Genomic DNA, 19,416 nt, shown 5'->3' with positions numbered 1-19,416 from the left:
TAACGATGTCAGAAAGTCTGAAGAAATGTTAGAACGACACGTCACCCAACCAAGTGAGGCGGGTCACCCCATTATTCTATCGACTGAGGACTTGCACGTGTATTATGGCAAGAAGGAAGCCCTGTTTGAAGGTGACCTGCAATTTGCTAGTAACCAAATTACCGCGTTGATTGGGCCTTCAGGTTCTGGTAAATCCACGTTCCTGCGGTCTCTGAATCGAATGAATGATCGAATTGCGACGGTGACTGGACGTATTATGTACCGTGGCGTGGACATTAACCAACCGGCTGTGGACGTTTATGAGATGCGGCGGCGGGTGGGGATGGTGTTCCAACGGCCCAATCCATTTGCCAAATCAATCTACGATAACATTGCGTTTGCCTTGCGTCTGCGCGGGGTGACTGGCAAACATGAATTGGATGAAATTGTGGAGACGTCTCTCAAACAGGCAGCACTTTGGGAACAGGTCAAGGATGATTTGAACAAGAGTGCCTTGGCTCTGTCTGGAGGACAAGCCCAGCGATTATGTATTGCCCGGGCGATTGCCGTCAAACCCGACATTTTGTTGTTGGATGAGCCGGCAAGCGCCTTGGATCCCGTGTCAACCGGTCAGCTGGAAGACACGCTGTTGGAATTGAAGGAGAATTACACCATTATCATCGTGACGCACAACATGCAACAAGCAGCCCGAATCAGTGAATACACGGCATTTTTTAATCAGGGGCGGGTGTTGGAATACGATACCACGAGCCAAATATTTACGAATCCACAGGTTCAGGTCACGAGTGATTATGTTTCGGGGAACTTCGGCTAAGAGGAGGAGAAGAACATGAGTAAGGAAATTTTGACGACGCAGGATCTACATTTGTATTACGGGGATAAGGAAGCTTTGAAGGGCATCAACCTGAACTTTGAAGAGAAGGGGATTACCGCGTTGATTGGACCATCTGGCTGTGGGAAGTCCACGTACCTGCGGACACTGAACCGGATGAATGACTTGATTCCGAACGTGACCATCACGGGGACCATTAAATTCAAAGACCAAAATTTATATTCACCTAGTGCGGATACGGTTGAGATTCGAAAGGAAATTGGCATGGTCTTCCAGCAGCCGAACCCCTTCCCATTTTCAATCTATGACAATGTCATTTACGGCTTGCGAATTGCCGGTGAGAAGGATAAAGAGAAGCTAGATGCTGTGGTTGAAAAATCCTTGCGGCAAGCAGCGGTTTGGGATGAAGTGAAGGATCACTTACATGAGAGTGCGTTGGCCCTCTCCGGTGGTCAACAACAACGGGTCTGCATTGCCCGGGTGCTGGCCGTTTCACCAGAAATCATTTTGTTGGATGAACCGACCAGCGCGTTGGATCCAGTGTCCAGCAGTCAAATTGAAGCAACTCTCTTGAATTTACGGAATGATTATACGATTATTATCGTAACCCATAATCTCCAGCAAGCTTCACGAATCGCTGATCGAACAGCGTTCTTCATGAATGGTGAGCTGATTGAGGTAGATCAAACCAAGAACATTTTTATGAATCCTGCCCAGAAACAGACGGAAGACTACATTAGTGGGCGATTTGGCTAAGGAGGTAACTTATGCGAAGACTATTTGATGACGAGTTAGCGGATTTAGATGCTGACTTTACGGAAATGGGAATGTTGGTCAGTGAGGTCATTCAGCAGTCGGTAGATTCTTTTACGAATCGGGATGCGGTGGCTGCCCAGCATATTATTGATACTGATCATGAGATTAATCAGCGTGAAATTGCGTTGGAAAAGAAAACGTTTGAGATGATTGCCCTATACCAACCGGTGACGACCGACTTAAGAGAAATTGTCACGATTTTAAAGGCCGTTTCCGAATTGGAACGAGCGGGGGACCACGCGAGAAATATTGCGCATGCTACCATTAAATTTGGCTCCAAGCAAAAGATTCCAGTGTTGGAAGAACTGATCGATCAAATGGGCCAGTTGGGAACGCAGATGATCAAAGATGTCTTAGCGGCTTACGTGAACAAGGATGAGCACGAAGCCCGTAAACTAGCGGACATTGACCGTAAGCTGGACCAACTGAATCACCAGGTTAGAGCAGATAGTTATCAGCAAATGCGACAGGATCCGGTCTTTGAAACGGGTGCTTCAATTTATCTGAATGTGGCTCAGGATTTGAGTCGTATTGGGGATTATGTGACGAACGTGTGTGAGTGGATCGTCTACTTGAAGTCCGGTCAAATCATTGAATTGAATCCGGCCAACCAGGATTCAACGGACTAAACGTTAACCAAAATTGAAGATTTAGATGAACGACCACTGGAAACTTGCTTTCAGTGGTCGCTTTCGTTATTCTTGCCGTAATAGGAAATCAATTTTACAAAAGGAAGTGTCCGCCGATGGCAGCAAAAAAACGTTTTGTCCGTTCCCGTACGAACCGGTTGGTTGGTGGGGTGTTGGGTGGAATCGCCGAATACTTTAATTGGAATGCCAACCTCTTACGATTAATTTACGTGTTGGTTTCTCTCGCCCTTCCGACTCACGGGGTCCTGGGATTGTTAGTTTACGTGGTAATCATGACCTTCATGCCGCTTGATGATTCCCGACCTACTGGGGGACCAAGTTTACGCGACCTTTTTCGGGGTGGAACGGCTGAATCACGGGATTCTGGACGTAAAGTGATTCACGATGTGACCGAACAGGATGTAAAAAATCACCACAAGGATGGTGAGTAGTGTGGGCTTTTGGCGCCGAATATTCTTTAATGCATTAATTTTTTTGGCCCTAGCAGGGTTCTTCCAGAGTTCCTGGGCAGGGAGCCTCCAAAACTCCTTTGTAGTATCTAGTGTGTGGGTTGCCATTCTGGCGAGTCTGGTGCTTGCATTGTTGAATGCGGTCGTCCGGCCCATTCTATTTGTGTTGTCACTACCAATCACTATTTTGACCTTAGGCCTGTTTAGCATTGTCATTAATGCGGCCATGTTGGAGTTGACCTCAGCGTTGGTGGGAAATAGCTTTGCCTTTACTTCGTTTGGCACGACCATGATCATCGCGATTGTTATGGCCCTTTTTAACGCAATCATCAGTGATCATTACGCTCGCGACTAAGTTGACTCGCAAACGAATTAATTTGGTAGGAGTCGACCCAGTAAAGTGCTAAAATTAAAGTAGTTTACTATGCAGTAAGGAGGAGCGCCCATGACAGAGAGTGTCACAGTGGCCGACCTCGTCAAGGTGAACCGGTTGGATATTTATTCCGGTGAAGATGACTTGGACCGGCCAATTACCACCAGTGATATTTCACGTCCCGGTCTGGAACTGACCGGTTACTTTAATTATTATCCAGCTCGACGAGTGCAGTTACTTGGAATTACTGAAACGTCATTTGCTAAAGGCATGAGTCACGAGAAATTGTTGGACGTCATGCGGAAAATGTGTCAACCTGAAACCCCCGCATTCGTGATTTCTACGCAATTAGATCCGCCTGAGGAGTTGAAAGAATCCGCTAAGGAAGCGGGAATCCCCATCTTAGGAACGAAACTGACAACTTCACGGGTCCTCAGTAACATGACTAACTTCCTAGAAGGCAAATTGGCGGAACGTCAGTCGGTCCATGGTGTTTTGGTCGACATTTACGGTGTTGGGGTCATGATTACTGGTGACTCCGGGGTTGGTAAGAGTGAAACCGCGTTGGAACTGGTTAAACGGGGTCACCGGCTGATTGCTGATGACCGAGTTGAAGTTTATCAACAAGATGAACAGACCTTGGTAGGGGCTGCGCCAGCTATTCTTAGCCATCTGTTGGAAATCCGTGGAATCGGGATCATCGACGTCATGAACCTCTTTGGTGCTGGCGCGGTGCGCTCTGAAACGGACATTGATCTGATTGTGCACCTGGAAGCTTGGCACGATGATAACCACTTTGATCGCTTAGGTAATAATAGTGAATCACAACGATTCTTTGACGTTGTTGTTCCCAAGATTACGATTCCAGTTAAGACGGGGCGTAACTTGGCAATTATTATTGAAGCGGCTGCCATGAACTTCCGGGCTCGTTCCATGGGCTACGATGCAACGAAGGTTTTTGACGAGAACTTAAAGCGCTTAATTAAAAAGAACGGAAATAACTCATAAGGGAGATGGGCGTTATCTTTTCACCAATCGTGGCGGCGCTTAACCCCATCGCCATTCATTTAGGCCCCATTGCCGTTCACTGGTACGGGGTCATCATTGCTGCGGGGGTTGTCCTCGCAGTTACGTTAGCGGTCCGTGAAGGGCGACGACGAGGAATTGATCCTGATGACATTTATGACATGATTTTGTGGGCGTTACCCGCAGCGTTGATTGCTGCGCGGCTGTATTACGTCGTCTTTAATTGGAACTACTATGCTAAGCATGCCAGTGAAATCATTGCGATTTGGGATGGTGGAATTGCCATCTATGGGTCCCTGATTGGGGCTGGAATCGTCGTGGTGATCTTCTGTCGGTCACGGTTTATTCCAACCTGGCTGATGTTGGATGTGGCTGCACCGACCGTGATTTTAGGTCAGGCCATTGGTCGGTGGGGAAACTTCATGAATCAAGAAGCCTATGGTCGGGTGACTAGTCTGGCGTTCTTGCAGGGGTTACACCTACCCAACTGGATCATTGGTCAAATGTTAGTCAACGGGATGTACCGCCAGCCAACGTTCCTCTATGAATCCACCTGGAGTCTCATGGGGTTTGTCGTTCTAATGAGCTTGCGTCACTACCCTGGGTTATTTCGCCAGGGTGAGGTGTTCCTTGCTTATGTGATGTGGTATTCATTTGGTCGGTTCTTCATCGAGGGTATGCGGACGGATAGTCTGTGGCTGTTCCATCTGCTACGCATCTCACAAGCCTTATCAGTTGTGTTGTTCGTGGGAGCCCTGATTATTTGGATCTACCGGCGGCGGGAAGCTAATCCACCGGTAGCCTACCTTGACGGGAATCCGTTTCGAGAAAAAACTAAACTTTCTAAATAAGGAGAATCCATTACTATGTCAGAGAAAATTGCAGTACTCGGTGCCGGTTCATGGGGGTCAATTTTAGCGAGTGTCCTGGATGAAAATGGGCATGATGTTCGGTTATGGTCGTACAATCCCAAGCAGGTTGAGGAACTGAATACGCAGCACACCAACGCACACTACATCAAGGATTACACGTTCTCACCTTCATTAGTAGCTTACTCTGATCTAGCCAGCGCTCTGGATGATGTTGATGCCATCTTATTCGTGGTACCAACCAAGGCCATCCGTTCCGTTGCTGGAAACGTTGCAACGATTCTGAAGGAAAAGAACCTGCAGCCGCAACTGATCCACGCTAGTAAGGGAATTGAGCAGAAGACGTACAAGCGGCTCTCACAAGTATTGGAAGAAGAAATCCCTGAAGGTAACCGCAAAGGGGTCACGGTATTGTCCGGACCCAGTCATGCTGAAGACGTTGCTCGTAAGGACATCACTCTGGTTACGGCAGCTAGTGCCAACCCAGAATCAGCTAAATTTGTTCAGAAATTATTTATGACACCATACTTCCGGGTTTACACAAACTCTGACGTTATCGGTGTTGAAATCGGGGCCGCTCTGAAGAACATCATTGCTTTAGGAGCCGGTGCCTTACATGGCTTAGGTTATGGGGATAATGCTAAGGCTGCCTTAATGACCCGTGGCCTGGCCGAAATTTCTCGGTTGGGGACGTCATTTGGAGCTGACCCAATGACCTTCATCGGTTTATCCGGTGTCGGTGATATCATCGTGACTGCTACCAGTTCTAATTCACGAAACTGGCGGGCTGGAGACGAATTGGGCCGCGGTGAAGCGTTAGATGATGTCATCAACCACATGGGAATGGTAATTGAAGGCTTGGCAACAACTAAGGCAGCTTATGAGTTGTCAAAGGAACGTGGCGTTTCGATGCCAATCACAGAAGCTATTTACCAAGTTATTTATGAAGGTAAAGACATTCGGCAGGCTATTTCAGATTTGATGCAACGTGAAGGCCGTTCTGAATTTTAATTGCAGGGGATACGAGGAAGGATTTTGAACTATGAGAAAAGTTAGAAAAGCAGTGATTCCAGCGGCGGGTCTGGGGACCCGTTTCTTACCAGCTACAAAGGCATTAGCTAAGGAAATGTTACCAATTGTGGACAAACCAACGATTCAATTTATCGTTGAAGAAGCCCGTAAGTCAGGAATTGAAGACATTGTAATCGTTGATGGCAAGTCAAAGCGGTCGATTGAAGATCACTTTGATTCCAACCCTGAATTGGAAGCTAATCTGGAAGCTAAGCATAAGGATGAACTTTTGCGTCAGGTTCAGGAAACGACTGGCATGAATCTTTACTTCATTCGTCAGCCCTATCCACGTGGTTTAGGTGATGCCGTCTTAACGGCGAAGGCTTTTATTGGTGATGAACCGTTTATCGTTATGCTGGGTGATGACATGACTGATAGCAAAGTACCTCTGACTAAACAATTGATTGACCGTTACAACGAAACGGGTGCTTCCACGTTGGCCGTAATGCGGGTGCCTCATCAGGACACCGCCAAGTATGGTGTGATTAATCCTTCGGAAGAAACTGAACCAGGGTTGTACAACGTCACGAACTTTGTTGAGAAGCCACAGCCAGATGAAGCGCCAAGTGATTTGGCAATTATTGGTCGGTACCTATTTACGCCAGAGATTTTTGAAGCGTTGGAGAACACTCCTGTTGGTTTAGGCAACGAATTACAATTGACGGATGCCATCGATCGACTCAACCAGACACAACGGGTCTTCGCCCATGAATATACGGGCAAGCGGTTTGATGTTGGTAACAAGTTTGGCTGGATTCAAACGAACATTGAATATGGTCTACAACACCCTGAAACCAAAGATCAACTCCGGGCCTACATCAAGGAACTGGGAACGAAACTGACCGCGGCCGACGAAAAGGCTGCCAAGTCGAAATAGGTGACAAACTTACTTTTTAATAGTAAAGTATCATTTAGGCTAAAGAGCAGAAGGGAGCGTTACACGTGAAAAATTATGATGTCATTGTCATCGGTGCGGGTCCTGGCGGTATGACTGGGGCGCTATATGCGTCACGGGCTAACTTGTCAGTCCTGATGCTCGACCGGGGAATTTACGGTGGGCAAATGAACAACACCGCTGCGATTGAAAATTATCCTGGGTTCAAGTCGGTCCTCGGACCAGACCTGGCTAAGGATATGTATGATGGGTCAACCCAGTTTGGCGCTGAATTTGCGTACGGCAGTGTTGAATCTATTGAAGACCACGGCGACCATAAGGTTGTGAAGACTGATGATGGCGATTACTCAGCCAAGGCAGTCATCGTGGCAACGGGCTCCGAGTACAAGAAACTTGGCGTCCCCGGTGAAGATGAATTTGGTGGCCGAGGCGTTTCCTACTGCGCGGTCTGTGACGGTGCGTTTTTTAAGAATCGTGAAGTCATTGTTGTTGGTGGGGGAGATTCCGCAATTGAAGAAGGAATCTACTTAGCTGGTTTAGCTTCCAAGGTGACCATTGTGGTTCGGCGGGATCAACTCCGGGCACAAAAAATCATCCAAGACCGGGCTTTTGCCAACGAAAAGATTGAATTTATCTGGAACACGAACGTAACGGCTATCTTGGGTGACGAGATGAAGGTTACGGGTGTTGCAACTAAGAATAATCAAACCGGTGAAACCGGTGAATTATCAGCTAGTGGTGTCTTCATTTACGTGGGGACGTTACCAATGACTGACGCCTTCAAGGGCTTAGGTATTTTGGACGAAGCTGGCTGGATCAAGACTGATGACCACATGGCAACTGCCGTTCCTGGGATCTTTGCTATTGGTGATGTTCGGCAAAAAGACCTGCGGCAGATTACCACGGCCGTTGGTGACGGTGGTATCGCTGGGCAAGAAGCCTTCAGTTATTTGGAGACTTTAAAATCAAAGGCGGCTTCCGCCCAATAACATGTTAAACTTAGCGGAGACGACCTCATCGGGGTGGTTTCCGCTTTTTTGTTGGCAGAATTGTTGAGTACTACCGTCAAGCGGACGCTAGTGACGAGGAGAATCAATTTTAAGGGAGCTGAGCAAACGTGGGAATGAATCAGTTTTTACAGAGTTTAAGTGACTTGGAAACAATTGACCGGGCGCCAGGGTACTTTAAATTTGAGCAACATTCCGTGGCTGCTCATTCTTTCAAGGTTGCCGAAGTTGCCCAGTTCTTAGGTGACGTTGAGGAGCAGGCCGGTCACCAGGTGGACTGGCGTTTGCTGTATGAAAAGGCGTTAAATCACGACTACACCGAACGCTTTATCGGTGATATTAAAACGCCTGTGAAGTATGCGACGCCCGAGTTACGTACAATGTTGGCTGATGTCGAGACTTCCTTGACTGCCAACTTTATTCAAAATGAAATTCCTAAACAGTTTCAGGCGGCTTACACCCGGCGTTTGGGTGAGGGAAAGGACGATACGCTGGAAGGTCAAATCCTTTCGGTGGCGGATAAAGTAGATTTGTTGTACGAATCCTTTGGGGAGATCCAAAAGGGTAATCCAGAACCCGTCTTCACAGAAATATACCGTGAAAGTTTGTCGACTATTTTAAAGTTCAAACAAATGCCGTGTGTCCGTTATTTCTTATCAGATGTGTTGCCGGAGATGTTGGCCGCTGACTTTAGTGACCGGCAAAAGCTAGCACAATTGACGGACCACTTATTGGAGGATAATGATTAAATGAAACTTGCTGAAGTTTGGAGTCAGAGTTTAAAGGGAGCTACGGTGCGACCATTAACGCATGCGGATGACGACCTGATCTATGCGTTTCAAGCGGCGCATCCGGACTATTTTTCCCATTTTCAGGACCATCCAGTGACACGTCAGGAAGCTATTCAGGATGTCACAGACATTCCTTTGAACGCTTTGCCAGAGCAGAAGGCCTACCTGGGAATCTTTCAGGGTGGGCAACTAGTGGTCTTGGTTGACCTGATTATTGATTACCCACTACCTAGTTTGGTGTGGTTGGGGATGTGGCTGCCGGCTAAGACTTTGACGACAGCGGAGTCAGCCGCCTATTACCGCAGTCTAGTGGCGGTACTCCACGAAGCTGGGGCCGTCCAACTTCAACTCAGTGTTTTCATGGGTGACCGGCAAATGAAACAATTCTGGGAGGACTTACAGCTAACAGCTGTTCAGACGACCAGCGTTGTTAAAGAAGACCGCACCGCTAACATTACCATCTATCAGGATAAATTCTCTCGATAGGGCGCCTGAGTGGCGAAAGTATGTTCGGTATGGTAAAATATTTGAACGTGATGGGAAGCGCTCCGTTTCCCATTTTTTCTGATGAAATCAAATAAACGGCTGGGGATTAGCTGTTTGTCAGCGGCCACAGCTCATTAATAATTTAAGGTAGGGAGGTTACCATCTATGATTGACCGGCAAACGGATAAAAAGTTTGATCTGGTGTCAAAGTATCAGCCAACGGGGGATCAACCGGAGGCAATTCGTCAATTGACCGAAGGCATTGAGGACGGTGAAAAGGCGCAGATCCTTTTGGGAGCTACCGGGACTGGGAAGACTTTTACGATTTCTAACGTCATTAAGAACGTTAACAAACCCACGCTAGTGCTGTCCCATAATAAGACGTTAGCGGGCCAGCTATACGGGGAGTTCAAGCAGTTCTTTCCTAACAATGCGGTTGAATATTTTGTGAGTTATTATGATTATTATCAACCGGAAGCGTACGTGCCTTCGAGTGATACTTACATTGAAAAGGATTCATCCATCAACGATGAAATCGATAAGTTACGACACTCGGCGACGAGTTCGTTGTTGGAAAGAAATGACGTCATTGTGGTGGCCTCAGTTTCTTCTATTTTTGGTTTAGGGGATCCTACCGAGTACAAGAATCACGTGGTTTCCTTGCGAGTTGGTCAGGAGATCGAGCGGGATGCACTCCTGCGTAAATTGGTGAATATTCAATTCGAACGCAATGATTACGATTTTCAACGGGGTCGGTTCCGGGTCCACGGTGACGTGGTCGAAATTTTTCCAGCATCACGGGATGACCGGGCGCTTCGGGTTGAATTCTTTGGTGATGAAATTGATCGAATTCGTGAAGTAGATTCCCTGACCGGCGAGATCGTTGGTGATCGTGAACACGTGGCCATTTTCCCGGCAACCCACTTTATGACTAACGATGACATTATGGCTCAGGCTACGAATGGTATCGAGGGAGAATTGAAGGACCGGGTCGCCGAACTTGAAGGTGATGGTAAGTTGCTGGAAGCCCAACGGTTGAAGCAGCGGACCACGTATGATGTTGAAATGATGCGAGAAATGGGCTACACGAGTGGGATTGAAAACTATTCTCGCTGGATGGATGGTCGCAAGCCTGGTGAACCACCATACACTTTATTGGATTTCTTCCCGAAGGACTTTTTGTTGGTCGTCGATGAATCTCACGTGACGATGCCGCAAGTCCGGGGGATGTACAATGGTGACCGAGCTCGGAAGCAACAATTGGTTGATTATGGGTTTCGGTTGCCAAGTGCTTTGGACAACCGACCACTGAAATTGAACGAGGTTGAGCAGCATATCAATCAGGTTGTTTACATGTCTGCCACGCCGGGACCATATGAGCATGAACAGACGGACCACGTCGTGCAACAAATTATTCGACCAACTGGCTTACTAGATCCAACCATCGAGGTTCGGCCAATTATGGGCCAGATGGATGACTTAGTCGGTGAAATTAATGCGCGGGTCGAAAAGAATGAACGGACTTTCGTCACGACGTTGACTAAGAAGATGTCGGAAGACTTGACGGATTATTTAAAGGACTTGGGTATCAAGGTGGCCTACTTGCACTCTGACATTAAGACGTTGGAACGGACGGAGATTATGCGAGATCTTCGGCTAGGTAAGTACGATGTTTTGGTAGGAATTAACTTATTGCGGGAAGGAATCGATATTCCTGAAGTTTCCTTGGTAGCGATTTTGGACGCCGATAAGGAAGGCTTCTTACGGAACGAACGGTCACTGATTCAAACTATTGGTCGGGCGGCCCGGAACTCCCATGGGGCGGTAATCATGTATGCGGACTCTACGACGGAATCTATGCAGGCAGCCATTGATGAAACGGCTCGGCGGCGACAGATTCAGATTGCTTACAACAAGGAGCACGGCATTACGCCAACGACGATTATCAAACCAATTCGTGATTTGATTGCAGTCACTAAGAAAAATGACAACGGAGATGAGAAAGATGATTTCGTTGCCAGTGACTTTGAGGATATGACCAAGGAAGATCAAGAGAAATTGATTGCCCGTTTAGAAGACGAAATGCGTGCAGCTGCCAAGAAGCTGGACTTTGAACAGGCCGCTTCGTTACGGGACACAGTTATGGATATGAAGACCGAAATTGGTGATTAGGTCGGTGAGGAGACAGGCAATTGGCAAATGATAAAATTGTGATTCACGGGGCACGAGCCCATAATTTAAAGGATATCGACGTCACGATTCCGAAGAATAAGTTGGTCGTTATCAGTGGGTTATCGGGTTCTGGGAAGAGTTCCCTTGCCTTTGATACCCTTTACGCTGAAGGTCAACGACGTTACGTGGAAAGTTTGTCGTCGTATGCACGACAGTTCTTGGGACAAATGGATAAACCAGATGTCGACTCTATTGATGGGCTAAGCCCGGCTATCTCTATTGACCAAAAGACCACGTCCAAGAACCCTCGGTCCACCGTGGGAACGGTTACCGAAATCAATGATTACTTGCGGTTGCTCTGGGCTCGGGTGGGAACACCTATCTGTCCTAACGATGGCACGAAAATCACGAGTCAAAGTGTTGAACAAATGGTTGACCAAATTTTGGATCTGCCCGAACGGACCAAGCTCCAGATTCTTTCACCCATTGTGCGGGGGAAGAAGGGGCAACACAAAAAGATTTTTGAAAAGATTCAGCGTGAAGGATTTGTGCGGGTCCGGGTTGATGGTGCGACCATGGATTTGGATGACGTGCCTGAATTAAATAAGAATCAAAATCATGATATTGCGATTGTGATTGATCGAATCGTGGTTAAGTCTGGTATCCGGTCCCGCTTGTTCGATTCGTTTGAAGCGGCTCTGCGGCTAAGTGGTGGTTATGCGGTGGCTGATCTGATTGATGGCGAGCCCATGGTTTTTTCCGAACACTATGCTTGTCCAGTCTGTGGGTTCACGGTGGGTGAATTGGAACCCCGCCTGTTCTCTTTTAACGCGCCATTTGGTGCTTGCCCGGACTGTGATGGTCTAGGGGTTAAGTTGGAAGTTGACTTGGATTTAGTCGTACCGGATCAGACGAAGACGCTACGTGAAGGGGCTCTGGAACCCTGGAATCCTATTAGTTCGCAGTACTATCCCGCTTTACTAGAACAAGCATGTGATGCCTTTGACGTTGACATGGATACGCCATTTAAGGATTTATCCAAGACGGACCGGGCTATGGTTTTGTATGGTTCTCAAGGCAAGGAGTTCCACTTCCACTATGAAAATGATTTTGGTGGGGTGCGGGACATTGATGTGGCTTTTGAAGGGGTCATTCCTAATGTTAACCGGCGCTACCATGAAACGAACAGTGAATTCACACGGGATGTTATGCGTAAATACATGACGGAATTGACTTGCCAGACTTGTCACGGTTATCGGTTGAATCGCCAAGCCCTGAGTGTTCAAATTAACCATCAACACATTGGTGAGGTTTCTAATTTACCCGTGGATCAGGAACTTTCGTTCTTCAAGGACCTTTCCTTCGGTGAACAGAATCAGGTGATTGCCCAACCCATTTTAAAGGAAATTCGGGATCGGCTGACGTTCTTGCGGAACGTAGGATTGGATTACTTGACGCTGAGTCGTTCTGCCCGGACATTGTCCGGTGGGGAAGCGCAGCGGATTCGGCTAGCTACTCAGATTGGTTCCAACCTTTCCGGTGTATTGTACATCTTGGACGAACCATCAATTGGACTTCACCAACGCGATAACGATCGGTTAATTGCCTCGCTGAAGCAAATGCGGGATCTCGGTAACACTTTGATTGTCGTCGAACATGATGAGGATACGATGCGGGCTGCGGATTATATTGTTGATATTGGGCCGGGTGCTGGTGAGAATGGGGGCCACGTGATGGCTGCCGGCACGCCCAAACAGGTGATGCGGTCCCGTAAATCCTTGACAGGACAATACTTGTCAGGTAAGCAGTATATCCCAGTCCCCTTGGAACGCCGTGAAGGTAACGGTAAGGAAATCCGGGTGACTGGTGCTGCTGAAAATAACTTGAAGGATATTACGGTTGATTTTCCACTGGGCGAATTTGTGGTCGTGACTGGAGTTTCCGGTTCCGGTAAGTCAACCTTAGTGAATACAATTTTGAAACGAGCGTTGGCGCAAAAGCTGAATAATAATTCAGAAAAACCTGGGAAGTACCAGAGTATCGCAGGTGTGAAGAATATTGAACGGCTTGTCGATATTGACCAGAGCCCAATTGGCCGGACTCCTCGAAGTAATCCAGCCACCTACACAGGTGTGTTTGATGACGTGCGGGCGCTTTTTGCTCAGACAAATGATGCCAAGCTTCGTGGTTATCAGAAGGGGCGTTTCAGTTTCAATACCAAGGGAGGGCGTTGTGAAGCCTGCCATGGTGACGGTATCTTGAAGATTGAAATGAACTTTTTGCCAGACGTTTACGTTCCTTGTGAAGTCTGTCATGGAACGCGCTATAATTCTGAAACCCTGGAAGTTGAATACAAAGGGAAGAACATTTCGGACGTTTTGAACATGACGGTCAGTGAGGCTTTGAAGTTCTTTGAAGCTATTCCTAAGATAACTCGGAAGTTGCAGACGATTCAGGACGTTGGTTTAGGCTACGTGAAGTTGGGCCAACCTGCCACGACGCTATCTGGTGGTGAAGCACAACGGATGAAGTTGGCTTCTGAACTGCATAAACAGCAGAATGGGAAGAATTTCTACATTCTTGATGAACCGACGACGGGGTTGCATACCGACGATATTAAACGGTTATTGGTTGTTTTGCACCGATTAGTAAACAAGGGCAATACCGTCCTAGTGATTGAGCACAATCTGGATGTGATCAAGACGGCCGACCATTTGATTGACTTGGGTCCTGAAGGTGGGGAAGCTGGCGGTAACGTCGTTGCTACCGGGACACCAGAAGAACTTGCCGAAGTAACGAATAGTTATACTGGAAAGTACTTAAAGCCCGTCTTAGAACGGGACAAGGCCCGGACGTTGGCTGATCAAAAACCAGCTAAAGCTAAAAAGTAGTTAAGAACTGGTTTGTGGAAGTAATTACGATTGATTATGAAATGATTGAAGAGCCTGAGGCAAAAGTCTCAGGCTTTTTTTTGTTTCCAGGTTTGCTTAACTGAAGGCATGTGCTAAAAGACGGCTAGTTTCGCTTAACCCCGAACGTCAAACCATCCAAGTCCAGGGCTGGTAACGATTCTAAGGCTTGCTAGCTCATCACCTTGATTCATGTCATCTAAATGTGATGTATAGGGATGATTTTTTCGGCCCACAACTTGTGAGAAGCGGTGAAAACCAGTACAATGGTTGAAACCAGTCGTCAAATGACTGAATTTGTGAGGAGATGCAAATATGTTTGATATGAATCGGTCCCGCTGGGGATTTGACTGGAGCGAGTTTATTCTCGGTATTCTATTTTTAGTTGCCGCCTTTGGTCTCTTCCGCTCGCCTAAAATTGGTCTTACCGGATTAGCTATTATCTTTGCCTTCATGGCGTTGTTGAGTGGATTGACCACAATTGCTGGATACAAGAAGCTACGTGATGTAACTGGTGTGCGGGCAAACTTTGCTCTGGCATTTGGTATCTTAGATATCTTAATTGCGGTCGTGTTCTTCTTTGATATGGATAGTGCCATCGTTTCATTGGGCTACCTGTTTGCTTTGTGGTTTATTTTTGATTCCGTTGAACGATTAGTTGTGGCTAGCCATTTGCGTCGTTTTGGTGGCGGATTCTACTGGCTATCAATCGTTTTAGATATCGTCACATTATTGGTGGGAATCATGTTATTCATTCACCCGGTAATCGCAGCATTCTCTCTGAACGCCCTGTTAGCCTTCTTCTTCGTAGTTTTCGGTGTGAATGCTATCTGGATTGCGTTTGCTCGTAGTCGGTCTTAAAGCTGCTAATATCGTCAATTAAAGCTAGTGTGAGGTCATCCATGGTGAGGAGTCCACGCTGGCTTTTTTGATGTGACGAATTTACAATTGAAGTGCAACAAGTAAGAAGAAAATAAAAAAGAACTCATAGCCTGAGTCCTGTAAAATGAAGTCACCACAACAATCACTTAAAGGAGATCTTAGGCTATGAGTCCGTACAATCATCTTACCTTAAAAGACCGAGAATGCATACTGTTAGGAGTCACTTTAAACGATACTTATCAAGGTATTGCGGAGAAAATTGGCTGCTCAAAAGCCACCGTATCACGCGAAATTAAGCGCAACGGTGGCCGTGATGCATATTCAGCTGTCAAAGCACAAGAGAACTATCAGAGACGGCGACTGAAAAGCCGACGTCCTAGGATCTTAGCTGACTTGAAACTACGAGATTTTGTCCTTCACCGCATCGTTCAATGCCAATGGTCTCCGGAACAAATCTCAGGCCGTTTAGTTCACGAAAATAGCGAATGGCAAATCAGTTACAATACTATTTATCGCGGAATTAAACTCGATAATTTAGGGATTAAACGCAAGAGTCACGGTGCTCGTGGTTTTGCCCGAAAGTTGCGCCACCGTGGCAAAACCCGTAAGGTCAAAGGAACGGTTAACGAACGACGTGGTCGGTTTAACGAAGTTCTTTCAGTTCATGAACGACCAGTTTCGTGTAATAAACGGAGCTGGTTCGGCCATTGGGAAGGCGACACCGTTCGGGGTAAAACTGGGCGTTCAGCTTTGGTTACATTGGTGGACCGTAAATCACGGTACTTATTGTCTCAACGAGTTTCCAAAGTAAACGCCAAGAACGTCACGCAAGCTATGATTGACCTACTGCATACTGTGACGCCCAAACGAGTTCGTACGCTTACGCCGGATCGTGGAACTGAATTCGCAGGATACCGCGAAGTTAGTCAAGAACTTGGTATTCCAGTCTATTTCCCAGATCCACATGCGCCCCAGCAACGGGGAACCAATGAGAATACCAATGGCCTTATTCGTGAGTACTTCCCCAAGGGAACCGATTTAGATCAGCTCACTGACCAAGATATTTATCAGTTCGTTGAAGTGCTAAATAACCGACCACGCAAGATTTTAGGCTGGAAGAGTCCATCTGAAGTTTTCTTTGGGACAAAGTTACACTTGATTTGACAATTCGTCGTCGTTCGGATTGTTGGCCGAGGAGATCGACTTGATGAGAGCCTGCAAGTTTTTAAGAATGTTCGGTATTTTTTGACGTTTTTAGGGTTAATTTACAGGAATCATTAGGAAAAGACACACCCGGTGTGTTATACTGCTAAAAGATTGTTTCAATTTAGGAGCAGGAGGAGAGCCATGACTGAAGAAATCCATTTGGTAATCATTACCGGGATGAGCGGAGCCGGTAAGACGGTTGCCATGCAAAGTTTTGAAGATTTAGGCTATTTTTGTATTGATAACATGCCCCCTTCGTTGCTACCAAAATTTTGGGATTTAGTTCGTGAGTCTGGTAAGCTGTCGAAGATTGCTTTAGTGATTGATTTACGTTCACGGGCATTTTACGACGAAATTGTGCGCATGCTGAATGATGTTGCGGTGCATGGGACCATGAACGCCCAGGTATTGTTTTTGGATGCTTCGGATGAGGAATTGGTTTCGCGGTACAAAGAGACGCGACGCTCCCATCCGTTGGCACGAAATGGTCGTGTGATGGAGGGAATTCAGCGGGAACGAAAACTGCTAGAGCCTATTCGTCAGGCAGCCCAGCTGGTCATTGATACGACCAAGTTGAGTCCTCGTAAGCTTCGTGAAGAAATTTTCCACAATTATGAGACGGAAACCACCCAAGCCTTTCACATTGAGATGATGTCGTTTGGCTTTAAATACGGGTTGCCGATTGATGCTGATATTGTCATGGATGTTCGGTTTTTGCCAAATCCGTACTACTTGCCAGAGTTGCGAGAACAGACCGGATTGGACAAACCAGTATACGACTATGTAATGAGTCAGCCTCAAACTGAAGAATTTTATCAACAATTTTTAGGCCTGTTGACAACGATTGTCCCGGGCTACAAAAAAGAAGGAAAATCTAGTCTTACCATTGCTATTGGGTGTACGGGTGGCCAACATCGGTCCGTTGCGATTACGGAACGAATTGGCAAGGCCTTAGGGGATGCTTATCCCGTTCACGTGACCCATCGCGATATTGAGAAGCGAAAGGAGTCCGCTAATCGATCATGAGAGAGGTAATGAACAGCCGCCGACCAAAAATTGTGGTCATTGGCGGAGGAACGGGACTGCCCGTCATTCTGCGTAATTTACGCGACCAGGATGTGGATATCACGGCAGTAGTCACCGTTGCTGATGATGGGGGATCGTCCGGTATCATTCGACACTACGTTAACGTGGTGCCGCCTGGAGATATTCGAAACGTGATGGTGGCATTAGCTGAGCTCCCTTCAATTTATAAGGAATTGTTCCAATATCGGTTTGAAACGACCGACGATTTCTTTGCCGGGCACGCGATTGGTAATTTAATCATTGCGGCTCTGTCCGAAATGCGTGGCGGGATTTTCGACGCCGTTCAGGAGCTGTCTCAGTTAATGCGGGTCAACGGGCACATCTATCCGGCTGCCAACGAGCCACTGGAGTTACATGCTCAGTTTGATGATGGAAGTACCCTCAGTGGGGAGTCCGAAATAACGGCTGCACACAAATTGATTAAGCGAGTGTGGGTCGAGACGAGTGACCATCATCAGCAGCCGCACGCGGTTCAACCGGTGATTGATGCGATTATGAACGCTGATCAGATTGTGCTTGGGCCAGGTAGTTTGTTTACCAGTATCCTACCTAATTTAATGATTGATAGTGTTGGTCAAGCCGTTAAGGAGAGCTCCGCCGAAGTTGTTTACATCTGCAATATCATGACGCAGAAGGGTGAAACGGAAAACTTCACGGATGCCGACCATGTTCGGGTTTTGAATAAACATTTAAAGACAAACTTTATTGATACTGTATTGGTCAATACACGGAAGGTGCCTGACCAGTACATTGATTACCAACGTTGGGACGAAATGTCTCAACCGGTCCGTCATGATTTTCAGGGACTCCGTGATCAGGGGTGCCGGGTCATTTCAACCGATTTTTTACAACTACGCGACAATGGGGCGTTCCATAATGGTCAAGAGGTCGTTCACGAACTCTTGAATTTGATTGGACAGCCACGTTATCGAATGAAACGGAGGCCTTAACGGTGTCATATGCCAGTGAAGTCAAAAAAGAATTAACCACCCTGGAGGTTCATCGGGAGAACGCAAAGGCCGAGCTGGTCGCGTTGATTCGGATGAACGGGGCATTAGGTCTTGCTAATCACCGCTTCGTCTTGAACGTGCAGACGGAGAACCCAGCGATTGCTCGCCGGATGTATCAGCTGCTCAAACAGTTTTACGACCTAGAAAGTGAACTATTAGTTCGTCGTAAAATGAAATTAAAGAAGAATAATCTGTATATTGTTCGGGTTAAAACCGGCGCGACAGAGGTTTTATCTGACTTGGGGATTTTTGATGGCATGCAACTCTTGGAGTCAGTTCCCAAGGAAATTTTTGATGATGATATGCGGGTACGTTCCTATCTCCGTGGGGCCTTTTTGGCCGGTGGGTCCGTGAACAATCCGGAGACCAGTCGCTACCATTTGGAAATTTACTCTTTGTATGAGGAACATAACCAAATGATTGCCGAAATGATGAACCGTTATAATTTAAATGCAAGGACAATTGTTCGCCGCAGTGGGTACATCACGTACTTGAAGGGCGCCGAGAAGATTGCAGACTTTCTTTCACTGATCGGGGCGACGACAGCGATGCTTCGTTTTGAAGATGTTCGGATTATGCGGGACATGCGGAATTCTGTCAACCGGTTGGTGAACTGCGAGAATGCCAACTTGGATAAGGTAGCTAACGCGTCGACTCGCCAAATTGATAATATCCAGTTTATCGAGGCTACCGTGGGGTTAGGACAGTTGCCCACTAAACTACGGGAAGTGGCCGAGACACGGCTAGCACATACGGAAGTTAGCTTGAAAGAGTTAGGCGACCTGGTGCCGGGCGGACCAATCTCAAAGTCTGGTATCAACCATCGATTACGTAAAATCAATGATTATGCAAAGCAATTAAGAGAAGAGGCTTCGGCCTAAATAAA

General features: G+C 47.0%; 19 protein-coding genes. All 19 read left to right on the top strand.

What is annotated here, in order from left to right:
- The first annotated feature begins 25 nt into the window (after positions 1-25).
- The 19 genes from pstB (AB3Y94_RS04870) (at position 26) to whiA (ending at position 19,411) form a co-directional block, all read left to right on the top strand.
- On the top strand, positions 26-814 hold the full coding sequence (gene pstB / locus AB3Y94_RS04870) for a phosphate ABC transporter ATP-binding protein PstB (RefSeq protein ID WP_125693145.1): 789 nt from the start codon (positions 26-28) through the stop codon (positions 812-814).
- Between the two features lie 15 nt (positions 815-829).
- A complete protein-coding gene (gene pstB, locus AB3Y94_RS04865; RefSeq protein ID WP_367295262.1) occupies positions 830-1,588 on the top strand; it encodes a phosphate ABC transporter ATP-binding protein PstB in 759 nt (252 codons plus the stop codon).
- Positions 1,589-1,599: 11 nt separating this feature from the next.
- Complete coding sequence (gene phoU, locus AB3Y94_RS04860) at positions 1,600-2,277, top strand: phosphate signaling complex protein PhoU (RefSeq protein WP_125693106.1); 678 nt, start codon at positions 1,600-1,602, stop codon at positions 2,275-2,277.
- 116 nt (positions 2,278-2,393) lie between these two features.
- The gene (locus AB3Y94_RS04855; RefSeq protein ID WP_367295261.1) at positions 2,394-2,729 is read left to right on the top strand and encodes a PspC domain-containing protein; all 336 of its coding nucleotides are present in this window, start codon (positions 2,394-2,396) and stop codon (positions 2,727-2,729) included.
- Position 2,730: 1 nt separating this feature from the next.
- Positions 2,731-3,102, top strand: coding sequence for a phage holin family protein (locus AB3Y94_RS04850; protein WP_367295260.1), 372 nt, complete (start codon positions 2,731-2,733; stop codon positions 3,100-3,102).
- Positions 3,103-3,192: 90 nt separating this feature from the next.
- Entirely contained in the window at positions 3,193-4,128 is a 936-nt protein-coding gene (gene hprK / locus AB3Y94_RS04845) for an HPr(Ser) kinase/phosphatase (RefSeq protein ID WP_125683480.1), read from the top strand.
- Positions 4,129-4,133: 5 nt separating this feature from the next.
- Positions 4,134-4,997 (top strand): prolipoprotein diacylglyceryl transferase, encoded by an 864-nt coding sequence (gene lgt, locus AB3Y94_RS04840; protein ID WP_367295259.1) that lies wholly within the window; start codon positions 4,134-4,136, stop codon positions 4,995-4,997.
- A 15-nt stretch (positions 4,998-5,012) separates the two neighbouring features.
- The gene (locus AB3Y94_RS04835; RefSeq protein WP_367295258.1) at positions 5,013-6,026 is read left to right on the top strand and encodes an NAD(P)H-dependent glycerol-3-phosphate dehydrogenase; all 1,014 of its coding nucleotides are present in this window, start codon (positions 5,013-5,015) and stop codon (positions 6,024-6,026) included.
- Positions 6,027-6,057: 31 nt separating this feature from the next.
- Positions 6,058-6,963, top strand: a complete 906-nt coding sequence (gene galU, locus AB3Y94_RS04830; RefSeq protein ID WP_367295257.1) for a UTP--glucose-1-phosphate uridylyltransferase GalU — start codon at positions 6,058-6,060, stop codon at positions 6,961-6,963.
- Between the two features lie 65 nt (positions 6,964-7,028).
- Positions 7,029-7,970, top strand: a complete 942-nt coding sequence (gene trxB, locus AB3Y94_RS04825) for a thioredoxin-disulfide reductase (protein ID WP_367295256.1) — start codon at positions 7,029-7,031, stop codon at positions 7,968-7,970.
- A gap of 128 nt (positions 7,971-8,098) precedes the next feature.
- Positions 8,099-8,737 carry an HD domain-containing protein gene (locus AB3Y94_RS04820; RefSeq protein WP_367295255.1) on the top strand — a complete coding sequence of 213 codons (639 nt, stop codon included), beginning with the start codon at positions 8,099-8,101 and terminating at the stop codon, positions 8,735-8,737.
- Positions 8,738-9,265 (top strand): acetyltransferase, encoded by a 528-nt coding sequence (locus AB3Y94_RS04815; RefSeq protein ID WP_367295254.1) that lies wholly within the window; start codon positions 8,738-8,740, stop codon positions 9,263-9,265.
- A gap of 165 nt (positions 9,266-9,430) precedes the next feature.
- Positions 9,431-11,437, top strand: coding sequence for an excinuclease ABC subunit UvrB (gene uvrB / locus AB3Y94_RS04810; RefSeq protein ID WP_367295253.1), 2,007 nt, complete (start codon positions 9,431-9,433; stop codon positions 11,435-11,437).
- Between the two features lie 20 nt (positions 11,438-11,457).
- Positions 11,458-14,328, top strand: a complete 2,871-nt coding sequence (gene uvrA / locus AB3Y94_RS04805) for an excinuclease ABC subunit UvrA (RefSeq protein ID WP_367295252.1) — start codon at positions 11,458-11,460, stop codon at positions 14,326-14,328.
- Positions 14,329-14,661: 333 nt separating this feature from the next.
- Positions 14,662-15,207, top strand: coding sequence for an HdeD family acid-resistance protein (locus AB3Y94_RS04800; RefSeq protein ID WP_367295251.1), 546 nt, complete (start codon positions 14,662-14,664; stop codon positions 15,205-15,207).
- Positions 15,208-15,393: 186 nt separating this feature from the next.
- Positions 15,394-16,392 carry an IS30 family transposase gene (locus tag AB3Y94_RS04795; protein ID WP_367294841.1) on the top strand — a complete coding sequence of 333 codons (999 nt, stop codon included), beginning with the start codon at positions 15,394-15,396 and terminating at the stop codon, positions 16,390-16,392.
- Positions 16,393-16,575: 183 nt separating this feature from the next.
- Positions 16,576-17,460 (top strand): RNase adapter RapZ, encoded by an 885-nt coding sequence (gene rapZ, locus AB3Y94_RS04790; protein ID WP_125683501.1) that lies wholly within the window; start codon positions 16,576-16,578, stop codon positions 17,458-17,460.
- Positions 17,457-18,470: a uridine diphosphate-N-acetylglucosamine-binding protein YvcK gene (gene yvcK, locus AB3Y94_RS04785; RefSeq protein ID WP_367295250.1), complete on the top strand. Its 1,014-nt coding sequence runs from the start codon at positions 17,457-17,459 to the stop codon at positions 18,468-18,470. The genes rapZ and yvcK overlap by 4 nt, the downstream gene beginning before the upstream one ends.
- 2 nt (positions 18,471-18,472) lie before the next feature.
- Entirely contained in the window at positions 18,473-19,411 is a 939-nt protein-coding gene (gene whiA, locus AB3Y94_RS04780) for a DNA-binding protein WhiA (RefSeq protein ID WP_367295249.1), read from the top strand.
- Positions 19,412-19,416: the final 5 nt, after the last annotated feature.

It is taken from the genome of Levilactobacillus yonginensis, assembly GCF_964065165.1.
GTDB classification, from domain to species: domain Bacteria; phylum Bacillota; class Bacilli; order Lactobacillales; family Lactobacillaceae; genus Levilactobacillus; species Levilactobacillus yonginensis_A.
The sequence above is the reverse complement of the archived record's forward strand: the minus strand, read 5'-3'. Positions and strand labels throughout refer to the sequence as shown.